Annotated in this window: 14 protein-coding genes and 2 pseudogenes; 2 read left to right on the top strand and 14 right to left on the bottom strand. The window is 52.7% G+C overall.

Annotated elements, in window-relative coordinates; genetic code table 11:
• Positions 1-8: 8 nt before the first annotated feature.
• From phaR to BSZ31_RS14385, 6 genes are all read right to left on the bottom strand, one after another.
• Positions 9-626: a polyhydroxyalkanoate synthesis repressor PhaR gene (phaR, locus tag BSZ31_RS14350; RefSeq protein ID WP_105029321.1), complete on the bottom strand. Its 618-nt coding sequence runs from the start codon at positions 624-626 to the stop codon at positions 9-11.
• 206 nt (positions 627-832) lie between these two features.
• Complete coding sequence (gene phbB, locus BSZ31_RS14360; RefSeq protein WP_008248461.1) at positions 833-1,576, bottom strand: acetoacetyl-CoA reductase; 744 nt, start codon at positions 1,574-1,576, stop codon at positions 833-835.
• A gap of 44 nt (positions 1,577-1,620) precedes the next feature.
• Entirely contained in the window at positions 1,621-2,799 is a 1,179-nt protein-coding gene (locus BSZ31_RS14365) for an acetyl-CoA C-acetyltransferase (protein ID WP_105029323.1), read from the bottom strand.
• A gap of 21 nt (positions 2,800-2,820) precedes the next feature.
• Positions 2,821-4,596, bottom strand: a complete 1,776-nt coding sequence (locus BSZ31_RS14370; RefSeq protein ID WP_369907292.1) for a PHA/PHB synthase family protein — start codon at positions 4,594-4,596, stop codon at positions 2,821-2,823.
• 391 nt (positions 4,597-4,987) lie between these two features.
• Positions 4,988-5,821, bottom strand: coding sequence for a peptidoglycan editing factor PgeF (gene pgeF / locus BSZ31_RS14380; RefSeq protein ID WP_206018617.1), 834 nt, complete (start codon positions 5,819-5,821; stop codon positions 4,988-4,990).
• Complete coding sequence (locus tag BSZ31_RS14385; protein ID WP_105029325.1) at positions 5,790-6,956, bottom strand: RluA family pseudouridine synthase; 1,167 nt, start codon at positions 6,954-6,956, stop codon at positions 5,790-5,792. Before BSZ31_RS14385 ends, pgeF begins: the two co-directional genes overlap by 32 nt.
• Before the next feature lie 115 nt (positions 6,957-7,071).
• Between BSZ31_RS14385 and BSZ31_RS14390 the strand changes: the two genes are divergently transcribed.
• Positions 7,072-7,920: an outer membrane protein assembly factor BamD gene (locus tag BSZ31_RS14390; protein ID WP_105029895.1), complete on the top strand. Its 849-nt coding sequence runs from the start codon at positions 7,072-7,074 to the stop codon at positions 7,918-7,920.
• 71 nt (positions 7,921-7,991) lie between these two features.
• Here the strand turns inward: BSZ31_RS14390 and BSZ31_RS17105 are convergent, their stop codons facing one another.
• From BSZ31_RS17105 to BSZ31_RS14405, 4 genes are all read right to left on the bottom strand, one after another.
• Complete coding sequence (locus BSZ31_RS17105) at positions 7,992-8,924, bottom strand: ATP-dependent DNA helicase (protein WP_206018618.1); 933 nt, start codon at positions 8,922-8,924, stop codon at positions 7,992-7,994.
• A 5-nt stretch (positions 8,925-8,929) separates the two neighbouring features.
• Positions 8,930-9,955 (bottom strand): ATP-dependent DNA helicase, encoded by a 1,026-nt coding sequence (locus BSZ31_RS17110; RefSeq protein WP_206018619.1) that lies wholly within the window; start codon positions 9,953-9,955, stop codon positions 8,930-8,932.
• A gap of 30 nt (positions 9,956-9,985) precedes the next feature.
• Positions 9,986-10,201 (bottom strand): YdcH family protein, encoded by a 216-nt coding sequence (locus BSZ31_RS14400; protein ID WP_105029326.1) that lies wholly within the window; start codon positions 10,199-10,201, stop codon positions 9,986-9,988.
• 112 nt (positions 10,202-10,313) lie between these two features.
• A complete protein-coding gene (locus tag BSZ31_RS14405; protein WP_105029327.1) occupies positions 10,314-10,712 on the bottom strand; it encodes a hypothetical protein in 399 nt (132 codons plus the stop codon).
• 12 nt (positions 10,713-10,724) lie between these two features.
• On the opposite strand from BSZ31_RS14405, the pseudogene BSZ31_RS14410 reads away from it, so the two are divergent.
• Positions 10,725-13,099: pseudogene (locus tag BSZ31_RS14410) on the top strand (Tex family protein).
• A gap of 7 nt (positions 13,100-13,106) precedes the next feature.
• Here the strand turns inward: BSZ31_RS14410 and zapE are convergent.
• The 4 genes and pseudogenes from zapE to BSZ31_RS14430 all read right to left on the bottom strand — a co-directional run bounded on the left by zapE (position 13,107) and on the right by BSZ31_RS14430 (position 19,942).
• Positions 13,107-14,198 carry a cell division protein ZapE gene (zapE, locus tag BSZ31_RS14415; protein WP_105029328.1) on the bottom strand — a complete coding sequence of 364 codons (1,092 nt, stop codon included), beginning with the start codon at positions 14,196-14,198 and terminating at the stop codon, positions 13,107-13,109.
• An 83-nt stretch (positions 14,199-14,281) separates the two neighbouring features.
• Entirely contained in the window at positions 14,282-15,718 is a 1,437-nt protein-coding gene (lpdA, locus tag BSZ31_RS14420) for a dihydrolipoyl dehydrogenase (RefSeq protein ID WP_105029329.1), read from the bottom strand.
• 11 nt (positions 15,719-15,729) lie between these two features.
• Positions 15,730-17,015: pseudogene (odhB, locus tag BSZ31_RS14425) on the bottom strand (2-oxoglutarate dehydrogenase complex dihydrolipoyllysine-residue succinyltransferase).
• A 68-nt stretch (positions 17,016-17,083) separates the two neighbouring features.
• On the bottom strand, positions 17,084-19,942 hold the full coding sequence (locus tag BSZ31_RS14430) for a 2-oxoglutarate dehydrogenase E1 component (RefSeq protein WP_105029896.1): 2,859 nt from the start codon (positions 19,940-19,942) through the stop codon (positions 17,084-17,086).
• Between the last annotated feature and the right edge of the window lie 128 nt (positions 19,943-20,070).

A 20,070-nucleotide genomic window follows, 5' to 3' on the forward strand; every position in this document is an offset into this window, starting at 1 on the left:
GTCAGGTGTTACTTTTTTGTAGGGTCCGGCTTTGCTTTGGTGGCTCCAGGCATACCAGGCATGCCTGGCATCCCGCTCATTCCAGGAAACTCGCCCGGGTTGGGAAATCCAAAGTTTGTGAACATGCTGCGGGTCTGGTTTTGAAACTGGTCCTGCATTTGCACAAACATGTTTTTGCTTTGTTCAATGTAGTTGCTCATCATGCTTTGAATGACGGGCGTTTGAACGCTCATGAACTGTGACCACAATTCCGGGTTGGCAAACTGGCTACCATCCGCAACGTTCTTGCCTTGATCCTGAAAACTGTTCTGAATGTCCATGAACGCTTGCAGGTTCTTTTCAAGAAAGGTGCCCATGATGCCCTGCATCGCATTGCCGTAAAACCGAATGATCTGCGAAAGCATGGGTGAAGTGAAAATGGGAACACCCGCTGTTTCTTCCTCCAGAATGATCTGGAGCAAAATACTTCGGGTTAAGTCTTCACCACTTTTCGCATCCACGACTTGAAAGCCTTCGTTTTCCAGCACCAATAGCTTCACATCGCCCAAGGTGATGTAACTGCTGGTTTGTGTGTCGTACAAGCGTCGGTTCGGATATTTCTTGATCAGTCGTGTTGCTTCAGCCATGCCTCTCATCTCTTTTTTGTGGTGTTATACGCCGCCGCACCTGCGTGGGTGGGTGGTCTGGATGCCAGTGCCCCAGTGTTACAGGTTGCCAAACAACCCAGCACAAACAAGCACTTACAAAAAACAAAGCACTGCACGCTTTTTCAACGTGCAGTGCAACATCATACCGCCTTTTTGGCACTTGGTTGCCGAAAATGCACCAAGCATTAACCCATGTGCAAACCACCATTCAGTGAAAAGTCGGCACCGGTTGAAAAACCAGAGTCTTCAGAGGCCAACCAGGCACAAATGGATGCGATTTCCTCAGGCGTGCCCAAACGCTTGACTGGAATGGTGTTCACGATTTTTTCGAGCACATCGGGGCGAATGGCGCGAACCATGTCTGTACCAATGTAACCGGGAGAAACGGTGTTCACGGTGACGCCCTTGGAAGCAACCTCTTGAGCCAGTGCCATGGTAAAGCCGCGCAAACCTGCCTTGGCTGTGGAATAGTTGGTTTGACCAAACTGCCCCTTCTGGCCATTCACTGACGAAATATTGATGATGCGGCCAAAACCCTGTTCAACCATGCCACCAATCACCTGCTTGGTCACGTTAAACAGCGAATTCAAGTTAGTGTCGATCACGGCAGACCAATCATCGCGGCTCATTTTCACAAAGGTGCCGTCGCGGGTAATACCGGCGTTGTTCACCAAAATAGACACGGTGCCGTGCTCAGCACGTACTTTTTCAAACGCAGTTACGGTGCTGTCCCAATCGGCCACGTTGCCTTCACTGGCATACACCTCATATCCTGCGCTGCGCATTTCGCCCAACCATTTTTCCTTGCGCGGTGAATTGGGACCACAACCGGCAATCACGCGGTAGCCCTGCTCACACAGTTTCTTGCAAATGGCCGTTCCAATGCCGCCCATACCACCTGTTACATACGCTACTTTTGGTTCACTCATGATTCACATTCCTTCTCTATTTGTATTGATTTAAATTCCGCGCTTTATCGCGACACGGCCAAAGCCACACCCATGCCACCGCCGATGCACAAAGAGGCCAGACCTTTCTTGGCATCACGCTTGTTCATTTCATGGATCAAACTGACCAGCACACGGCAACCTGACGCACCAATGGGGTGGCCCAGCGCGATCGCACCGCCGTTCACATTGATCTTGGCAGTATCCCAGCCCATTTCCTTGTTCACTGCACAGGCCTGTGCAGCAAAGGCTTCATTGATTTCCATCAAGTCGAGGTCGGCCGCTGTCCAACCCGCTTTTTCCAAACATTTTTTGGAGGCGGGAACAGGCCCCATACCCATGATTGTGGGATCCAGGCCAGCACTGGCATAGGCCTGTATCTTGGCCAACACGGGCAGGCCCAACTCTTTGGCTTTCGCTGCGCTCATCAACATCACGGCGGCGGCGCCATCATTCAAACCAGAGGCATTCGCTGCGGTCACGCTGCCGTCTTTCTTGAAAGCGGGTTTCAATGCAGTCATATTGTCCAAGGTGGCACCCAGACGCGGAAACTCGTCGGTGTCAAACACCAAGGGGTCGCCTTTGCGCTGCGGAATACTCAGTGGGAAAATTTCGTCTTTAAACCGGCCTGCCTTAATCGCAGCCTCGGCCTTGTTCTGGCTTTTCACGGCAAACTCGTCTTGCTCGGCACGGTTGATGCCGTACTTCTCGGCCACGTTCTCGGCAGTAATGCCCATGTGGTATTGGTTGTACACGTCCCACAGGCCATCCACGATCATGCTGTCGACCAGCTTGGCATCGCCCATTCTGAATCCATCACGACTGCCCATCATCACATGGGGAGACGCACTCATATTTTCCTGACCGCCGGCAATCACAATTTCAGCGTCGCCGCAGGCAATGGCCTGAGCACCCAGCATCACGGCCTTCAGGCCAGAACCACACACCTTGTTGATCGTCAGGGCGGGCACGCCCACTGGCAAACCAGCCTTGATCACTGCCTGGCGCGCCGGGTTTTGGCCCGAGCCCGCTGTAAGCACCTGACCCAAAATCACTTCGGAAATTTGCTCGCCTTTCACGCCTGTTTTATCAAGCAAACCTTTAATCACGTGTGCACCCAATTCTGGCGCAGAAATTTTTGCAAGTGATCCACCAAACTTGCCCAGTGCGGTTCGGCCCGCAGCCACAATTACCACTTCAGTCATGTCAACTCTCCTTACAGGTTTTTATACGGCTCGCTGTTTGACGTATCGTCCAGGTGCGGGCTCAATCGGTTTGTATTTCGCATTGCCAGGCTTGGCGGGCGCTTTTACTTCGCCGCCTTTCATGGGCTCAAGCCACTGCGCCCAATCATTCCACCAGCTGCCAGGTACTTCTTTCGCTTTCTTGAACCACTGTTCAGGTGTTTCAGGGATTTCGCCCTCACACACCCAGTAGTTGCGCTTGTTTTTATTCGCCGGATTGATCACACCGGCAATGTGCCCACTTGCACCCAACACAAAACGGGATTCACCACCCACCAAATGACTAGTTTGAAATGCACTGGTCCACGGCACAATGTGGTCTTCCCGAGTTGCCAAAATGTAAACAGGCACATCGATCAAACCCAAATCAACAGGCATGCCACACACCAGTGCCTTTCCGGGTTGGCACACCTTGTTTTCCAGGTAAGTGTTGCGCAGATACCAGGCAAACATGGGGCCGGGTAAATTGGTGCTGTCACTGTTCCAGTACAACAAATCGAACACAGGTGGCTTTTCACCTTTCAGGTAATTGTTCACCACATAGTTCCAAATCAAATCGTTCGGGCGCAAGGAAGAAAATGCACTGGATAAATCTTTTCCAGGCATCACGCCACCTTGGCCAATACTCTCTTCTCGTGCTTTAACCTGTTCTTCATCCACGAACACACCCAAGGCACCGGTGTCAGTGAAATCCAGCAAAGTGGTCAAAAACGTGACACTGTTCACGCTATCGTCACCACGATTGGCCAAGGTTGACAGTGCTGTTGCCAGAAGTGTGCCACCCACGCAGAACCCCAATACATTCAGCCTGGGCTGTTTGGAAATGGCCTTGACCACGTCGATGGCTTTGATCACGCCATCGTCAACATAGCCATCCCAAGTAAAATGCCCATCCGCTTCCGTGGGGTTTTTCCACGACACCAGGAACAAGGTGTGGCCTTGCTCCACCACAAAATTCACCAGTGAATTGCTAGGCTGAAGATCGAGAATGTAGTACTTGTTGATGCACGGGGGGACAAACAACATGGGCTGTTTGCCCACTTTTTCAGTGGTGGGCTTGTATTGCAAAAGCTGAAAGTATTCGCATTCAAACACCACATCGCCCGGCGTGGTGGCCACATTCACACCCACTTCAAAAGCACTTTCGTCAGTTTGGGAGATGCGGCCTTTCTGCATGTCTGCCATCAGGTTTTGAATGGCCTGCGTCAGGCTTTCACCTTTGGTTTCAAGCAGTTTCTTTTGTGCTTCGGGATTGGTCACAAAAAAATTGGATGGGCTAAGCGCATCTACAAATTGCTCAACCGCATACTCCACCTTTCGTTTTTCAGGGCTGCTGTCGGGCACCAACTCAACAATTCGTTTCGTAAAGCGGGCATTTAGCGAATACATGGCAGCGGTAAACTCATAGACGCCATGGTCGTGCCAATCGGCTGAAGCAAAACGCTTGTCGCCTTGAATCCAGCTGTCCAGCGGAACTGGCTGCTTTGTTTTGGAATCGGAATTGGGCAAACTGGAAAAAGCAGAGGCCATCAATGCCGACAACTCGGCTGCATACTCGGCTTGAATTTGCCCCAGCGAATGAACCGGAATTTGGGTGAGCGCTGCCTGACAAGCCCCCATGATGGAATTCATGAAAGGCTGAATTGCACCCATGGTGGCGTTTTGTAAAGGTGCAGCGGCCTGCAGACCGGGCAACGGCCCCAATTGACCAAAGGCGCCCATGGCTTGTTGAAACTGGGCCTGCATTTGCTGCTGCATTTGTTCAGCAACAGGCAATAGCTGACCAAAGACTTCGTTGAAGTCTGGTATTTGTTTGTTCACCTTCCTCTCCTTTGTGGGGGCAATATGCTCCCTTGGCTCGTCGGCCTTTGCGATATTGTGCACCGCAACATTTTGACTTGTCAAATAATTGTATGCCTCTGACCCTTACTGTTTGCTGATCAGCCCAATTTAATGCACCATCTCCAGTGTATTCGCTTCACCCTTGAGTTCACAAAGATGTACATCGTTATTATTGGCTGGATGTATGTAGTCACCCTGATGGCGGCTACAGAGACAAACTTCGTGGCTGGAATTGTCACATTCCTTTTTTACGGGGCACTGCCCTGTGCCGTGCTGGCCTATTTGATGGGAACGAAGTCAAGAAGACTCAAGCGGCGTGCTCAGGAAGAAGCCGAATTAGCGTTGCAAAACGCCCAGACTGAACCCCCTGCTGTTGCCCCCGCCGATGAGAAAACCAGCGCGGATCGGTGACCGTGTCCCAGCCGCCGCCTTCAATGTTGGAATTACCCAATTCGCGCAGTGCAAGCCGGGCCAGTGCATACAGGTCGGCCAAGTATTTCCCGGATTTGTCGCCTGGCTTGAAGCACTCAATTGCATTGGGACTTTGCTGAACAAAGGCATGGAACACCTCCGCCCCAACTTCAAAAGAGTGTGGGCCAATGGCAGGTCCCATCCAGGCCTTGATTTGCATTAGAGGAACCCCGCAGGCCTGGCTTAATGCCCTCGCGCTTGCCAGTAAAACACCTGCATGCAAGCCTCGCCAGCCAGCATGGGCTGCTGCAACCCCCAGTGCTTTGCCAGAGTTGCTGAAGGCCACAAAAACGACGGGCAAACAGTCTGCGGTCATGATCGCCAAGGCCAGGTTGCAACTAACACTGACTGAAGCATCTGCCACCGGTGGTGTTGTGCCAGATGACATCGCATCGCTTGCAAGCCTCGCCTCGAACACCTCGCAACCATGTACCTGGTTTAACCACACAACCGGAGCACCCATTTCCTTTTCAACTAAACTGCGCCGAGCTTGAACATGGGTCAGGCTATCCCCGACATGTGTACCCAAATTGAAACCATAAGGATTGGCGTTACCCTGTGGATTATCAAATCCGGTTTCTGTCACCAGTACCTTGACACCCTCCCAATCTGGGCCAAGCTGGGAGACAGGAATTTCTTTATTCAATTTCTTCAAGGTCGTCGTCATCATCAAAACGCACCAGCACCGAGGCCTTGTGTTGGTGAGCTTCCTCCAATACCGCCTCTTCTACATCATCGCTGTGGAAATCAATGCCAGCCATTTCACCCAACAAGCGCAAATCCTCGGGGGCCTTGGCTACATACTCTGGCCATTCATGATTGCCAAGGCTTTCGTCCCAATCCTCAGCAGCTTCATCAATTCCTTGCACATGAAAATAAGCCGGATCTGGAAAGCTCAGGTGTGTTGCATGCAGGGCTTGGCGCTCGAACTTCTCGCCATTGGGCAGTTCAATCGAGGAAAGTCGCAAGGCAGAGTGACTGCCAGCGCCTTTGATTTTGTAAACCGGGTCGGCCACCAAAGCAAAACCGGCATGCTGGGCATGCACACGAATTTGATGGGTACGCCCGGTTTCAAGACGGCACACCATCAAGGTGACAGGCACTTCAAGAAGCTCACCAAAAGCAACTGGGGTAAAGTGGGTTACCGCGGGCTTGCCATGATCGACCACCGCCATCCGCAGGCGATTGCGCGGGTCGCGGCCCAGGGGATTATTCACAGTCAAAGGGTTCGCAATTCGGCCCCACACCATGGCCAGGTAAACCCGCTTTACAATGCGGGCTTGCAACATTTGAACCAGTTTTACCTGAGTTTCCGCGGTGCGGGCCACGACCATCAAACCGGTGGTGTCTGCGTCCAGGCGGTGCACAATCCCGGCACGGGGCACATGGATCAAACCCGGGTCCAGATGATACAGACCATTCATCAAAGTACCGGTCCAGTGCCCAGGTGCGGGATGAACCACCAGGCCGGCCTGTTTGTTGACCACCGTGTATTCATTGGTGCGGGCCACAATGTCCAGGTTCATGTCCTCGGGTATCAAAGCCTGCATGTGGGCCAAAACCCCAGGGCTCAACTCAATCCGGTCCATGCCCTGTACTTTCTGATTGCCCTTGGCTGCGGCCACGCCGTTGACCAGTACCCGTTCCTCTTTCAACCAGCCCTGCAGGCGGGAACGCGAGTACTGCGGGAACAACTCGGCAATCACTTTGTCCAATCGAGAGCCTCCCAACTCCATGGGCACCCTGGCTTGTAATGGTTGATCGGGTTGTGCGTTTTCCGCGTCGGCTTGAATTTGGGACGTCATAAATTAAAATCGAATCTTTCAATTGAGTATGCCGCCGGTGGGCGGCACGGGCTTTGCCCGATATAATGGAAAACCATTGATGATCAAACAGGGACACTTCGGGTTTCGAAATCACATGAACAAAACCACATTGGCCCCGCGCACCACTTGGCTGCGCACATTATCGCAGTTATTCCTGATCCCCGCGTTGATTTTCGCGCTGGCCGCATGCGGCTCGGCAAAACAATTCGATGAAACCGAGGGCTGGAGCCCTGCCCGCCTGTACGAAGAAGCCAAGGCTGAAATCGACGTTGGCAATTACGAGCGCGGTATTGAATTGCTTGAAAAGCTGGAAGCACGCTACCCATACGGGCGTTTTGCACAGCAGGCGCAAATTGATACGGCGTTTGCTTACTACAAGGCAGGTGACAATGCCCAGGCATTGGCTGCAACTGATCGCTTCATCAAGCTGTACCCAAACCACCAGAATCTTGACTACGTGTACTACTTGCGCGGCTTGATCAGTTTCAACGAAGACAAAGGCATTTTTGCATTGTTGTCGGGTGAGGATCAAAGCGCCCGTGACCCCAAAGGCACCCGCGCTGCATTTGATGCTTTCAAGGAAGTGGTCAGCCGCTTTCCTGACAGCAAATACTACGAAGACAGCAAATCACGCTTGCAGTACCTTGTGAATGCACTTGCGCAAAACGAATTGCATGTGGCCCGTTACTACTACAAGCGTGGTGCGTACCTGGCAGCAGTGAACCGCGCTCAAGAAGTAGTGCGTCGGTTCGAACAAACCCCGTCGATTGAAGAAGCACTGTTTATCAGCCTGCGCAGCTATGAGAAGCTGAACATGACCGCCCTGGCAGCTGACACCAAACGTGTAATCAACCTGAACTTCAAGGACAGTCCTTACTGGAATATGGATCTTCCCGAGAAGGAAAAAGCGGAAGCCAAATGGTGGCAGGTCTGGAAAGACTAAATTGCTTGGCAGTCGAATGAAAAAAGGATCCTCAAAGGATCCTTTTTGTTTCTGATGATTGTCTTGAATCACTATTTCAAGCGCTTCTCCCGCATAAACTCAATCGCGACCTTCAATTCTCGCGTGCGCTTGAAAGGCGGCAAACTTCGCCACAGAAGCTTTCCGTAGCCTTTTTCAACCAAGCGCCGGTCTCCGATCAGCAACACGCCCCAATCGGTTTCATCCCGGATCAAACGACCTGCACCCTGCTTCAGGGCAATCGCCGCGTCGGGCAGGGACAAATCCTGGAACGCATTGCCACCACGGTTTTTAATCAACTCACTTTTGGCTTGAAAAACCGGGTCATCGGGTGGCGCAAACGGCAGCTTGTCGATAATAACCAAGCGCAGCCCATCACCCCGAATATCCACACCTTCCCAAAAACTGGCTGCACCCACCAAAACCGGATTGTTCAATACCCTGAACTGATCCAGCAATTCAGCCCTGGAGGCCTCGCCCTGCACCAACAAACTCCAATCCAGTTCGTCTTTCTCGATACGCTCTCGCAGGTACTCGCCAACCTGCTTCACCGCACGGTGGCTGGTACACAGGAAAAATACCCCCCCCTGACTGGCTTGTAACAGCGGCCACACCGCATCACACAGTTTTTTGCTGAATTGTGGTTCATTGGGAAAAGGCAAATTGTCGGGTACACACAGCAGCGCTTGCGATTCATAATCGAATGGGCTTGGCAACAGCAACTGCTGGCAATCATCGAGCCCCACCTGTAAGGTAAAGTGCTGCAAGCTTTCTTTAATACTCAAGGTTGCGCTGGTAAAAACCCACGCCTTGGGTTGCTCTGCGTAAAGCTTGGCAAATGCATTCGACACATCCAGCGGCGAATCACAGAATTGCACTACGTTGGTCGAGACACTCACCCAGCGCACCGACTGTTCATCGGCTTGCGCCGTGGCCGGAGAAAACCAGTCTTGCCAGCGCAGGCACAACTCACTGGCTCGCCCCATTAGCTTCACCCACGATTCGTTGCGAACCGACAGGGGCTGATCATTTCTATCAAGCCTTCCAGGCGGTTTTCGAAGTCTGCGCAAACTGCGGCAACGCCATTCAAGGCCAAAAACTGGGCATGCGTAAAACGAGCGGAATCAATTTCGGTGCCTACAATGCGTCGAATTTCCTTAAGCGCCAATTCCATTGGGCGAAGCACGGCATCCCAATCGCCGGCATCTGCGCTGGAAGTTCGACCCTCAATCAGCACGTCACGCAAAAACTCCTGACACTGAGCCGTCGATATGGCCTGCCCTAGCAAGCTGGTTGCAATGTCGGGCAACTGGTGCGCTTCATCGAAAACGATCACATCGCAAGCCGGAAGCAACTCTGCGATTCCTTCTTCCTTCAGAGCAAGATCGGCCAAGAACAAGTGATGATTCACCACAACCACCTCGGCATCAAGCGCATCGCGGCGGGCTTTGTTCACAAAGCATTCAGACGCGTTGGGGCATTCGCCGCCCAGGCAGTTGTCTTTGTTGGAAGTGACCCAGCTCCACACGGCTGAATCTTCGGGTACACCGGCGCAATCAGCCCGGTCGCCAGTTTGGGTGCGGCCAGCAAATATTTTTACTTTTTGAAGATGATCCACTTCACGGGGCGAGGGCAAACGCGCCTCTTTGAGCGCACGCTCCAAGTGAAAATGGCACACATAATTTTGACGACCTTTCAACAACGCCACATTGACAGGCACACCCAAGGCCTCGCGAACCAGCGGCAAGTCTTTGTTAAAAAGTTGATCCTGCAAAGTTTTGGTGGCTGTAGACAACAAAACCCTTCGCCCTGAAAGCAACGCAGGCACCACATACGCAAAAGTTTTTCCCGTGCCGGTACCCGCCTCAACAACCAAAGCACTTTGAGTTTCAATCGCATTACCAACCGCCTGTGCCATTTCAATTTGCGATTCACGTGCGCTGAACCCAGGCAATCTGCGGGCCAGAGCTCCATTTGGGGCAAAGGCCTCATTCAAGGGTTCAGAAAAATCAAACATGCAGGCTACGGGTAAATTTGGAAGTAAAAATTAGGCGGGAATATCGGGTTCTAGCTGAATTTGCAAGAGGGTAATTGAGTCCTTGATTTGCAATTTCCGTTTTTTCAACCTGCGAACCTGCAGTTGATCAAAACCCGCTTGCGCGGTCAGCATAGAAATGATCTGATCCAGATCGCGATGCTCGACCTGCAATTCTACGATTCGTCGTTTGATCGATTCGATGTCTTCAGTATGGACCATGGGCATTCAGGTTGAACCAGCTCGGTGTTGACAACATTGTAGCCGCAAGTGAACCAAGGCTGGAAACAATCTACCCGAAGTGGATCACCCGTTCTGCAGCTCGCTTTAGTTAGGCGCTTCAGTTAGGCGTTCTGGCTCGCCGATTCGCATACTCGTCCAGGCGAATCATGTCGTCAGCCTTGCCTTGAACTTCCAGGTGTGCACGGCGAATTTGTGCACCTTGCAAACGTACATCATCCAGACAACTGGACACGAAAAACTTGTTGTAACAAGCCCGCGACTGCTCGTTCAATTCATACTCGAGAAACTCAAGTTGTTTTTCTCGCTCAGCCACATAGGCACGAGCCTGCTCAAGCGTGTTTGGCGCCAGGGGTTTAGCGGCCTGCAGTTGAACAGTACTACAGGCAGCCAGTACCAAGGCTGAAACCGGCAAGATGAGGGTGAACAGGCGCTGCACCCTCACCCCGATCGACTTCCGAAGCTGTGGCACAATGCCCTGCTTACTTTGAAAACTCATAGATCAGAATCCATGTCGCTTGTTCAAAATCGAATTATCGCCCAGTTGGCTCAAGAATTGGGTGCCGCACAATCACAAATCAAGGCAGCAGTCGATTTGTTGGACGAAGGTGCCACAGTGCCCTTCATCGCCCGTTACCGCAAAGAGGCCACAGGTGGGTTGGACGATGCGGTGCTTCGTGACCTTCAAGAGCGCCTGGTGTATTTGCGCGAACTGGAAGACAGGCGCAGCAGTATTCTTGAATCGATTGAAAGCCAGGGCAAGTTGACCCCTGAACTGAAAGCAGCGATTGAAAAGGCGGAGAACAAACAAACGCTGGAAGACCTTTACCTGCCCTACAAACCCAAGCGCCGCACACGCGCACAAATAGCGCGTGAGGCAGGCCTGCAACCACTGGCAGATGAAATTCTTCAGAACAATCAAGCCGTGCCTGAAACACTGGCTGCGGCTTACCTGAACCCAGAACACCAAATCAACGACACCAAAGCAGCACTGGATGGTGCCCGCGACATTTTGGCCGAACAGTTTTCTGAAAATGCAGCCTTGCTGGCACTTCTAAGAAACCGTTTGAAAGCCGAGGGTGCCATTAGAGCAGCTGTGGTGCCTGAAAAAGCCAGTGAAGCCATCAAGTTTCAAGATTACTTTGAACATCAAGAACCCTTGGGCAGCACAGCTTCGCACCGCATGTTGGCCATGCTTCGTGGCCGGGAACAAGGATTCTTGACACTGAAGGTAGACCTGCCGGAGGTGTGGGAAGCAGAGAACCCCCGCGCACCCCATCCTTTTGAATCGGAAATTGCCCGCCTGCATGGCATTGAACGCGACGAAAGCCCGCGCGGCAAATTCTTGAGTGAAACATGCCGCTGGACCTGGAAAATAAAACTGGCCAGCACCCTGGAAAGTGAGGTGATTGGCACGCTGCGCGATGCGGCACAGGCTGAGGCTATCACCGTGTTTGGTAAAAACCTGAAAGACTTGTTGTTATCAGCCCCGGCGGGGGGCAAAGCACCATGGGTCTGGACCCAGGTATTCGCACTGGTGTCAAAGTGGCGGTCATTGACAGCACAGGCCAGGTGGTTGAACACGCCACCATTTACCCACACGAACCTCGCCGGCAATGGAACGAGTCCGTCGCCCTGCTAGCCGCGCTTTGCATGAAACACAATGTGGAGTTGATCGCCATTGGCAACGGCACCGCCAGCCGTGAAACTGATCAACTGGCAGCCGACTTGCTTGCACAACACAAAGACCTGAAAGCCACACGGGTTATGGTGAGCGAGGCAGGCGCCTCGGTTTACTCCGCCAGCGCTTTGGCTTCAGCAGAATTGCCAGACCTTGACGTCAGCATTCGCGGTGCAGTGTCCATCGCACGTCGCCTGCAAGATCCCCTGGCTGAACTGGTAAAAATCGATCCAAAATCAATCGGTGTAGGCCAATACCAGCATGATGTCGATCAACGCCAACTGAGCGGACGACTCGACGCAGTGGTTGAGGACTGCGTGAACGCAGTGGGTGTCGAGGTGAACACAGCGTCGGAGCAACTGCTGTCCCGCGTATCAGGACTCAATGCTTCTGTGGCCAAAGCCTTGGTTTCTTTCCGAAACACCAATGGCAAATTCAAAAGCCGTGAAGACTTGCGCAAGGTACCTAGGCTCGGTGACAAAACATTTGAACAAGCCGCGGGTTTTTTGCGCATTCATGGCGCTGAAAACCCGCTCGATGCTTCTTCAGTTCATCCTGAGGCCTACATTGTGGTCGAGAAAATGGCAGCCAAGGTGAAAAAGCCGGTGGGTAGCCTGGTGGGCAGTCGGGACATCCTGAAAGAATTGAAACCCACCGATTTTGTGGACGATCGTTTTGGCTTGCCCACGGTTCAGGATATTTTGGTAGAACTGGAAAAACCAGGCCGTGACCCACGCCCCAGTTTCAAGACCGCAAAGTTTGATGACAAAGTGCACACCATGGCCGACTTGAAACCCGGTATGACGCTGGAAGGTGTAGTCACCAACGTGGCAAACTTTGGTGCTTTTGTGGACATTGGTGTGCATCAGGACGGGTTGGTGCATGTTTCTGCCTTGTCCAACACCTTTGTGAAAGACCCGCACAGCGTGGTGAAAACCGGGCAAATTGTGAAAGTAAAAGTGCTGGAAGTCGATATTCCTCGCAAACGAATTTCACTGACCATGAAAATGGGCGACGATGTGCCGAAAGCCGCACCCGGGCAGAACGCTGGCCGACAAGTTCAAGCCAACCGTGCAGGCGATGCACGGGGAAATTCACGCGGTGAACGAAGTGGTGGAAGCACTGGTTCGAATTCACAACAAGGCGCAGGTTTTGCCAACAATGCATTTGCTGCCGCGTTCGCTAAAGCAAAGGGAAGCAAATAAGGAAGAGTCAAAGCCGCACGGCGTTTCGCTTCGGCGAATCCAGGTACTCCTTGGACTGCATTTCAACAATGCGGCTTACCGTGCGGAAGAACTCATGCGCCATTGCACCTTCGGTGTACAGCTCTTCCGGTTCAACCGCCGCCGACATAATCAGCTTGACTTTGTGATCGTAAAGCACATCAATCAGCCAGGTGAACCTGCGTGCTTCTGAGGCCATACCAGCACCCATTTTTGGCACGCCGCTGAGAATCACAGTTTGAAACTGGCTGGCAATTTCAAGGTAATCGTTTTGTGAACGCGGGCCACCGCACAGGGTTGGAAAATCAAACCACACTACGGAGCCAGCACGTCGAACAGCCTTGATGACACGCGATTCAATTTGTAACTCTGCAGGCTCATCAGCCACCTCAGCCAAGCGCTTGAAATCTTCGGTCAACTGTTTGTCCGCGCTTTCATCCAGCGGCATGAGGTAGGTGTTCAGTTGCTCCAATGTGCGGCGGCGGTAATCTACTCCCACATCCACGTTAATCACATCCAGTTGCTTGTTGAGCAGGGCAATGGCAGGCAACAGGCGGTCACGGTGCAGACCATCTGGGTACAGATCATCAGGCTTGTAGTTGGACGTCATCAGGAAAGTAACGCCGTTGGCGAACAAGCCATCGAGCAGGCGATAGAGAATCATGGCGTCTGCAATGTCAGACACATGAAACTCGTCAAAACAAATCAAACGATAACGTTTGGCGATTCGCGCCGCCACTTCGTCAAGCGGATCCTGAACTCCCTTGAGGTCATCGAGTTCGGCATGCACACCCCGCATGAACTCATGAAAATGCAAACGCACCTTTCGCTGCACGGTGACAGAGTTGTAAAAGCAATCCATCAAAAAACTTTTACCGCGACCTACCCCACCCCACAGGTACAAGCCCTTGGGTACAGCAGGTCGATTCAGGAATTTTTTGATTACACTGCTGCGTGCTTTTTTGTATTCAACAAACTCATCGTAGAAAAGCTGCATGCGGTCTACCGCCTTTTGCTGAGCAGCATCCGACTGGTATCCACGTTCGGCCAAAGTTTGTTTGTAGTATTCCTGAACGTTCACGATGATGAATTTGAATCAATAGAATTAAAAACGGCTGATGAAGCAGTTCACCAGCCGTTGGGGGGTCAATACCGAACTGAATTTTAACCGTTCAGTTGACGCTTGTCGCAGGCCAGAGCCGCTTCTTTCATCACTTCAGACAAACTGGGGTGCGCGTGGCAAATGCGACCGATGTCCTCGGAAGAAGCCTTGAACTCCATGGCCATCACTGCTTCAGCAATCAAATCGGATGCATGGCTGTTGATGATATGTACACCCAGGACTTCATCGGTGGTGGCATCGGCCAACACTTTCACAAAACCTTGTGAATCGCCCTGCCCCAGCGCACGGCCATTGGCCATGAACGGGAACTGACCAGCTTTGTACTTGCGTCCTTCCTGCTTCAACTGCTGCTCGGTTTTACCAACCCAGGCCACTTCAGGCGAAGTGTAAATAACCCAAGGAATGGTGTCGTAATTGCAGTGGCCAGCTTGTCCAGCCATGATTTCCGCAACCATCACACCTTCTTCTTCAGCTTTGTGCGCCAGCATGGCACCGCGAATCACATCGCCAATCGCGTAAATGCCAGCCACCAGGGTTTGGCAGTGTGCATCCACATCGATCTGGCCGCGATCATTGGTTTTAAGGCCGACCGCTTCCAGGTTCAAACCATCGGTATTGGGTACACGGCCCACCGACACAATCAGCTTGTCGCAATCTAGCATCTGGGCAGCACCATCGGCATCGGTGTAAGCCACTGAAACGCCTTTTTTGCTGGCCTTCACTTCACCGATTTTTACACCCATGTTCATCTTCAACCCTTGCTTGGTGAAGATTTTCTGCATTTCCTTGGCCACGCCTTCATCGGCTGCAGCCAGAAAATTGGGCATGGCTTCGAGTACGGTTACATCGGAACCCAGACGGCGCCACACTGAACCCAACTCAAGGCCGATCACACCAGCACCGATCACGCCCAATTTCTTGGGCACAGCGCCAAATTTCAGGGCACCTTCGTTGTCGCAAACAATTTCATTGTCAACAGTGATACCTGGCAAATGACGAGCCTTGGAACCAGTCGCAACGATTACCTGCCTGGCGGTGACTTTTTCTTCACCAGCCGCGCTTTTTACGGTCAGCTCAAAACCACCATCGACCTTGCCGGAAAAACTGGCCCAACCCTTGATTGGCGTGACTTTGTTTTTCTTGAACAGGTATTGAATGCCACCAGTCATTTTGGCGACGATGTCATCCTTGCGTTTGATCATCTTGGCCACATCCATTTTCGCGCCAGTCACGGAAATACCGTGATCCTCCGCATGGTGGGCAATCTTCTCAAACTCTTCCGAAGAGGCCAACAGGGCCTTTGATGGAATACAACCCACGTTCAGGCAAGTACCACCCAATCGTGGCTCGCCTTTCGGATCGTCGTATGCATTGCCTTCGATACAGGCGACTTTCATACCCAACTGACCGGCACGGATCGCGGCAATGTAACCGCCGGGGCCTGCGCCTATCACCACTACGTCATATTGTGTGCTCATGAATATCCCCTTTATAGTTCCAGCAGCAAGCGTGCTGGGTCTTCCAGGGCTTCCTTCATGGCGACCAGGCCAAGTACTGCTTCGCGTCCGTCAATAATGCGGTGGTCGTAACTCATCGCGAGGTAATTCATGGGGCGAATCACGATTTCACCGTTTTCAACCACTGCACGCTCTTTCGTGGCGTGAATACCCAAAATTGCAGACTGGGGCGGGTTGATAATTGGTGTGGACAACATGGAACCGAATACACCACCGTTGGAAATCGAGAATGTACCGCCGGTAAGGTCGTCCAGGCTGAGCTTGCCGTCCTTTGCTTTCTGGCCAAATTCGGCAATCTTCATTTCGATGTCAGCAATGCTCATTTGATCGGCATTGCGGATGATTGGCACCACCAAACCACGGGGAGAGCCCACTGCAATACCGATGTCGAAATAACCGTGGTACACGATGTCATTGCCATCAACAGAAGCATTCAGTACTGGGTACTTTTTCAAGGCGGCAACCGCGGCCTTCACGAAGAAGCCCATGAAGCCCAGCTTGGCACCATGTTCTTTTTCGAACTTGTCCTTGTACTTGTTGCGCAAGTCCATGACCGGCTTCATGTTCACTTCGTTGAATGTAGTCAGAATGGCGTTGGTTTGCTGCGACTGTACCAAGCGTTCTGCAACGCGGGCACGCAAGCGGCTCATGGGCACGCGCTGCTCAGGGCGACCTTCAATCAAGGTTGAGGGATCTAGCGGGGCCTTCACTTCAGGCAGCAAGCTAACTGGCTTGGCAGCGGCTGGAGCAGCTGCGGGCTTCGCTGCGGGGGCAGGCGCTGCGGCGGGTGCATTCAAGGTACCGATCACATCGCCCTTGGTGATGCGGCCGTCTTTACCTGAACCTGCAATTTGATCAGCACTTAGCTTGTTCTCTGCCATCATTTTGGCCGCAGCCGGCATGGCCACGGAGCCATCTACGCTGGCTGAAGGAGCTGGGGCTGCTGCTGGTGCAGCGGCCGGAGCAGGCGCTGCTGCCGGGGCAGGTGCCGCTGCGGGTGCGCTTGCGGAGCACTTGCTTCCGTGTCAATTTTTGCCAAGACCTGTCCCGCTACAACGGTTGCACCGTCTTCGCAGAGAATTTCAACGATCACGCCAGCCGAAGGTGCGGGCACTTCCAGCACCACCTTGTCGGTCTCAACATCAATCAGGTTTTCGTCACGCTTTACGGCGTCACCAGGTTTTTTGTACCAATTCAACAACGTTGCTTCGGCGACAGATTCGGACAGTTGTGGTACGACCACTTCTACGATTGCCATGGAATATTTTCCTTTTGAATTCTTTGTTCAAGTGCGGGCGGTCACCATGACCAGCCCGCGTCCTGTATTTATTTCGTAACCACGAAACCCTTGAGCTTGCCAAATGCCGCATCGATCAGCGCTTTTTGCTGTTCGTTGTGCTTGGCGTAGTAGCCCACGGCTGGAGAAGCTGAAGCCGGACGCCCCGCGTAACCCAGACGCTGCCCTTCCGACAGGTTTTCCAGCACGTTGTGCTGGATCTGGAACCAGGGACCCTGGTTTTGCGGTTCATCCTGACACCACACCACATCAGCCAAGTTGGGGTATTTGCGCAGTTCTGCGCTCAATGACTTGTGCGGGAATGGATACAGCTGCTCGACTCGCGCGATGGCAACATCTTTGATGTTGCGCTCGCGACGAGCTGCGACCAGGTCGTAGTACACGCGACCGGAACAAAGAACCACTCGCTTGACTTTGCTGGCGTCCAGGTCGCCCTGGTCGCCGATCACGGTCTGGAAGTGGCCTTTGGACAGGTCTTGCAAAGAAGACGTTGCTTCTTTGTGACGCAACAAAGATTTCGGCGTCATGATGATCAACGGCTTGCGGAACAAGCGGATCATTTGGCGACGCAACAGGTGGAAAATCTGTGCCGGCGTTGTAGGCTGGCAAACCTGCATATTGTTTTCGGCGCACAGTTGCAAGTAACGCTCGATACGCGCAGATGAGTGCTCAGGCCCCTGCCCTTCGTAACCATGCGGCAACATCATGACCAGGCCGGATGCACGACCCCACTTCACTTCACCGGAAGAAATGAACTGGTCAATTACCACTTGAGCACCGTTGGCGAAGTCGCCAAATTGTGCTTCCCAAATCACCAAGGTGTTGGGCTCAGCAGTGGAGTAACCATATTCAAAACCGAGTACTGCCTCTTCAGACAACACAGAGTCGATGACGGTAAACGGGGCCTGGTTTTCAGAAATATTTTCCAGCGGGATATAGGTGCCTTCGTTCCACTTTTCACGGCCCTGGTGGTGCAACACTGCATGACGGTGCGTGAACGTGCCACGCCCGCAATCCTGTCCGGTGATGCGAACCGCGTAACCAGAGGAAACCAGCGATGCAAATGCCAGGTGTTCGCCCATACCCCAGTCGAGCAAGGTTTCGCCCTGGCCCATGGCTGCACGGTCGGCAATCACCTTTTGTACCAATGGGTGAACCTTGAAGTTCTCAGGTACGGTGGTAATGCGCTCTGACAAACGCTTGATTTCGGAAATCGGCACCGAAGTATCGGCTGCATCCGTCCATTTCTTGTTGAGGTACGGTGACCAATCAACGGCAAACTTGCTCTTGTAATTGGTCAACACGGGGTCAGCACGGTTGTGCTTGCCTTCGTCCATGGCTGCACGGAAATCAGCAACCAGTTTCTCGGCACCGTCTTCTTTCAAAATGCCCTGCATCACCAAACGCTCGGCATACAAAGCGCGCGTGCCTGGGTGCTGACCAATTTTCTTGTACATCAAAGGTTGGGTCACGGCAGGCGTGTCTTGCTCGTTGTGACCCAATTTGCGGAAACAGACAATGTCGATCACCACGTCTTGCTGGAATTCCATGCGGAAGTCCAAGGCCAACTGGGTCACGAAAATGACAGCTTCGGGATCGTCGCCATTGACGTGAAACACGGGTGCCTCAATCATCTTGACCACGTCTGAACAGTACAGCGTCGAGCGGCTGTCGCGCGGATCAGAAGTGGTGAAGCCGATTTGGTTATTGATCACGATGTGAACCGTACCGCCCGTGCCGTAGCCGCGGGTGTGCACCAGGTTCAATGTTTCCATGACAACGCCCTGGCCTGCAAAAGCCGCATCACCGTGCACCAGCACCGGCAACACCTGCTTGCCTTCCTTGTCACCACGACGTTCCTGGCGAGCCTTCACCGACCCTTCAACTACAGGGTTCACAATTTCAAGGTGCGAGGGGTTAAACGCCAGGGACAAGTGCATGGGACCACCTGGGGTGGTTACATCCGATGAAAAGCCCTGGTGATACTTCACGTCACCAGCAGGCAGATCATCGGCATGCTTGCCTTCGAATTCTTCGAACAATTGGCTAGGGCTTTTGCCCAGAATGTTGACCAGCACGTTCAAACGACCGCGGTGAGCCATGCCAATGATGGTTTCTTGCACGCCATTGGCACCACCACGCTGAATCACATGATCAAGCGAGGCGATAAAAGATTCACCACCTTCCAGCGAGAAACGCTTTTGACCCACGTACCGGGTATGCAAATAACGCTCAAGGCCTTCGGCTGCGGTTAGGCGCTCCAGAATGTGCAATTTTTCTTCAGTCGACAGCTGGGCAGTGCCCAGGCTGGTCTCCATGCGTTCTTGCAACCAGCGCTTTTGAGCGGGGTCGCTGATGTGCATGTACTCAATACCAATTGAACGGCAGTAAGTGTCGCGCAACGCCTTCACGATATCGCGAAGGGTCATTTGATCTTGACCAAAATAGGTGTTGGTGGCGGAGAACGTGATGTCCATGTCCGCTTCGGTCAGGCCATAAAAGGCTGGATCAAGCTCCGGAATATTTGGGCGTTCCTGACGCTTGAGCGGATCAAGATCTGCAAAACGGGAGCCCAGGAAACGATACGCAGCCACAATTGACTGAACATGCACCTGTTTTTTGGCCACTTCCAGGTCAGCAGACTGAATCTGCGGCTGTAAGAAGCCTTTTTTCGCGCGTTGAGCAAAGGATTGAACCACTGGCGCATGGGCTACATCTTTCTCGTTCACGTCGCCGTGAGCAGAAGGCACCATTTGCATTTGGTCAAAGTAGGCGCGCCATTTGTCTGGCACGGAGCCTGGGTTGTCCAGGTAGGCCTCGTACATTTCTTCGACATAGGGCGCATTGCCCCCGAACAAATACGAGTTTTGTTGAAATGATCGCATCATTTGCGCTTCACCTTTTTCCGAGTTTCTCGTTTCAAAGATGTGGGGTTCGGACTCGACCTTGGCTATTGCCATCGGACCGAATCCCTACACACGTGGGTTAAACCGCACTCCCCGTCTGGTTTGTGGAG

The organism is Limnobacter sp. SAORIC-690 (assembly GCF_002954425.1).
GTDB classification, from domain to species: domain Bacteria; phylum Pseudomonadota; class Gammaproteobacteria; order Burkholderiales; family Burkholderiaceae_B; genus Limnobacter; species Limnobacter profundi.